This window comes from Exiguobacterium sp. A1_3_1, from assembly GCF_048985645.1.
Classification (GTDB): Bacteria; Bacillota; Bacilli; order Exiguobacteriales; family Exiguobacteriaceae; genus Exiguobacterium_A; species Exiguobacterium_A indicum.
Map to the genome: position 1 here is coordinate 1 of NZ_WBYY01000270.1, position 2,736 is coordinate 2,736.

Below are 2,736 nucleotides of genomic sequence, written 5' to 3' on the forward strand. Positions count from 1 at the left end.
GTGGGCTCGGAGATGTGTATAAGAGACAGCCTGTGATCATGTTGATGAATGTTGATTTACCGGCGCCATTTTGACCAAGGAAGCCGAAGATGACCCCTTGTTTGATTTCGAGATTCAACTGGTTGACGACGGTCTTATTGCCGTACTGTTTCGTTAGATTGGTTGCGCGAAGGGCTAGCATCATAAATCTCTCCTTTTAAAGATCATCAAGCTCGCGATGACGAAGACGGCGATATGGATCAAGACAAGATACGTGTATGCAGTGTTTTCTTGCGTATAGTAATAATAGGGCGTCAAGTAAGACAACGTATCAACGATGACATTCTTCGAAATAAGACTCCACATCCCAATGACCGGAAGCGCGATCGAGATGAAGATGCCGACGAACATCGTCATTGCAGAGCTGTTGACGACTGTCGAAAGAAACAGCGACAGACCGATGAAGTAAGAGACAAAGATGATGCTTTGGATCAAATCGACGATCGGGAACGATTTTGAAAACGGAACGATCAACAAGAGAGCGACTGTCAGACAGATGACCCAGAACGAAACGTTACCTAAAAACTTCCCGAAAATAATGTTCTCACGAGATGTTTTCGTCGCAAGAAAACGAATCGTCTTCGATTCAATCTCTTTATTGACGCTACTATGAGAAATGCTCGTCACGAATAAAGGAGATGCTAAGAACAGAAGCAGCATCAAACCGATGATATAGGCGTTGTCACCTAGACCGAGATCACTGAGTTGTCCTTTAAACTGGCTAACGAGTTTCGCAGAACCAATCGTCACACCGAACAAGACGACGATGATCAGGATGGCTCGAATACTTTGGAAAAGCGATTTAAATTCTCGAAGTGTAATCGCGAACATATCGACACACCTTTCTGTTTGAGTTTAGTATTGCCGTGCTATCTTTTTATTCTTCGTGACGTTAGTGATACCGGCGATCAAATAAGCGATTGAACCAAAGACACCGGCGAGTAATGTGAAGATCCCACCGAGAATTGCAGTAATGATCAACATCTTTCCTGCTGAACCGTTTTTGCGAATCCGGACGATCGAGACGATTCCGCCTATCGTACATAAGAGAGAGACGGCACCAAGGTATAAGAAGAATTGTTGGAAGGATGTGAGGATTTGGGTAGACGTGACATCCGTAATGTTCTCATCTTGAATGAATTGATCGACCAACTCCTTCATGCCAGCGTGATCCGCAATCGTTCCAGACAATAGAAACCCACCTAAACATAATGATCCAAACAAGACGATACCGATGACAGCAAATATGTATTCCGTTGTTCTTTTCAAGTAAAACACTCCTTTTCCTTATTTTTCCGATTTGACAAACCTAAACTACCATGACTTGAATCACTATGACAAGCGAAATAATGAATATATTTTAATTATTTATTGGTTAAATGTTTAATTAATATCAAAAATACTTTAACTTTATTTAAATGAATGCTATTGTAGTGACATGGGAGGGAAATGGGAAATGAAAAAAGATGATGTTCCAGATTGGGTTTTATCTCTAGAATTGGAAGAGATGGAATTCGTTAAAAATTTCATCGTAAGCTCGGGTTCTTTGAAGGAACTGGCGAAACATTATGATGTCTCCTATCCCACAGTTCGGATTCGCGTCGATCGGATCATTCAGAAAATCGAAGTGAATGAGAAAATCGAGAATGAACCGTTCATCGCATACATTAAACAAATGGCCATTGAAGATCGCATTACGATTGAGGATGCCAAAAAAATCATCGAAAAATATCGACTTGAGAGGGGTAACAACGAATGAACTTTATCATTTCTGCTTTATTCATCACCGTTGGATTAGGATTACAGCAACTATTAGCGAGTCGAAATAATCCGTATCTTGGCGTCATTATGCCGCTTCTATTGACAATCGTCATGACATGGCGATACCTCAATGGTGGGTACAATAGTTTTCTAGCTTATGCATTAATTTTAGGATTCGGTTGGATTGTACTTTCAGTTGAATGGTCGAATGGCCGGAAATCTTTTAAAAAGAACCAAGAAAAAGAACTAGAACGGATGCGCGTCCACGATACACTATGATGGAAAGCGTACATCTTTTCTAAAGGAAGACGATCTCAAAAGAGGTCGTTTTTTTAATGACCAGAAAAGAGAGGTACTGCAGTTCATTTCGTACATCAATATAAAGCAATGATTGGCAAAAGGAGCAAATGACTTTAACTTCCTCATCACAGAATCTGTGAATAAATAATGGTCTAAGTCACATCACGCTGAATTCATAAATTTCAATTCGAAAATAACTATAAAATTGAAGTGTGAGTAAGAATAGAAAAACAGACGGTGAAAGTATAGGAAAAGAACAAATGACGTGATAATTTGAGAATATATTACATAATCTAAAAAAAAGTGAGTGGAAAAAAATGAAGCGTAAAACGATGACGTTCTTAACAGCATTGAGTGTTACCTTAACCAGCTCCTTTATGTACGAGGCATTTGCAGAGGGAAAACAAAAGGCACTGACTCCACAACAAAAAAACCAATATTATCAGCAGTATGCGGTTATTCTTCGTACTATTAATTCGCATCATCCAGATACAGATTTAGAACTCGTCGATCAAAAATCCTTTAAGGAAAAGGATTGGGTGACGCCGAACCGTTTTCGAAAGATAGCGGAAGATCGAGTCAAAGTAAAGTTCGCATCGACGTTCGATTTCTCAAAGAAAGAATCCACATCTAAAT

The 2,736-nt window shown here is 39.5% G+C and carries 6 protein-coding genes; 3 read left to right on the forward strand and 3 right to left on the reverse strand.

The genetic code is table 11. The features are described from left to right. The 3 genes from F8N00_RS17535 to F8N00_RS17545 form a co-directional block, all read right to left on the reverse strand. Positions 1-181: ATP-binding cassette domain-containing protein (locus tag F8N00_RS17535; RefSeq protein ID WP_421018693.1), on the reverse strand; the 181-nt coding region annotated here is incomplete at its 3' end. Further along, positions 181-870, reverse strand: a complete 690-nt coding sequence (locus F8N00_RS17540; RefSeq protein WP_058265892.1) for an ABC transporter permease — start codon at positions 868-870, stop codon at positions 181-183. The genes F8N00_RS17540 and F8N00_RS17535, both read right to left, overlap by 1 nt. 24 nt (positions 871-894) lie before the next feature. Then, positions 895-1,308, reverse strand: a complete 414-nt coding sequence (locus F8N00_RS17545) for a DUF4064 domain-containing protein (protein ID WP_421018694.1) — start codon at positions 1,306-1,308, stop codon at positions 895-897. 187 nt (positions 1,309-1,495) lie between these two features. Between F8N00_RS17545 and F8N00_RS17550 the strand changes: the two genes are divergently transcribed. The 3 genes from F8N00_RS17550 to F8N00_RS17560 all read left to right on the forward strand — a co-directional run. Then, positions 1,496-1,798, forward strand: a complete 303-nt coding sequence (locus F8N00_RS17550; protein WP_421018695.1) for a DUF2089 family protein — start codon at positions 1,496-1,498, stop codon at positions 1,796-1,798. Then, positions 1,795-2,079, forward strand: coding sequence for a hypothetical protein (locus tag F8N00_RS17555; RefSeq protein ID WP_023468226.1), 285 nt, complete (start codon positions 1,795-1,797; stop codon positions 2,077-2,079). The genes F8N00_RS17550 and F8N00_RS17555 overlap by 4 nt, the downstream gene beginning before the upstream one ends. A 338-nt stretch (positions 2,080-2,417) precedes the next feature. Next, positions 2,418-2,736 (forward strand): hypothetical protein (locus F8N00_RS17560; RefSeq protein ID WP_421018696.1); only part of this gene is annotated, 319 nt, incomplete at its 3' end.

What these genes read in the sequence shown, in the direction of transcription:
- F8N00_RS17555 (WP_023468226.1), top strand. Translation starts at nt 1,795, where the DNA reads ATGAACTTTATCATTTCTGCTTTATTCATCACCGTTGGATTAGGATTA.
- F8N00_RS17550 (WP_421018695.1), top strand. Translation starts at nt 1,496, where the DNA reads ATGAAAAAAGATGATGTTCCAGATTGGGTTTTATCTCTAGAATTGGAA.
- F8N00_RS17540 (WP_058265892.1), bottom strand. Translation starts at nt 870, where the DNA reads ATGTTCGCGATTACACTTCGAGAATTTAAATCGCTTTTCCAAAGTATT.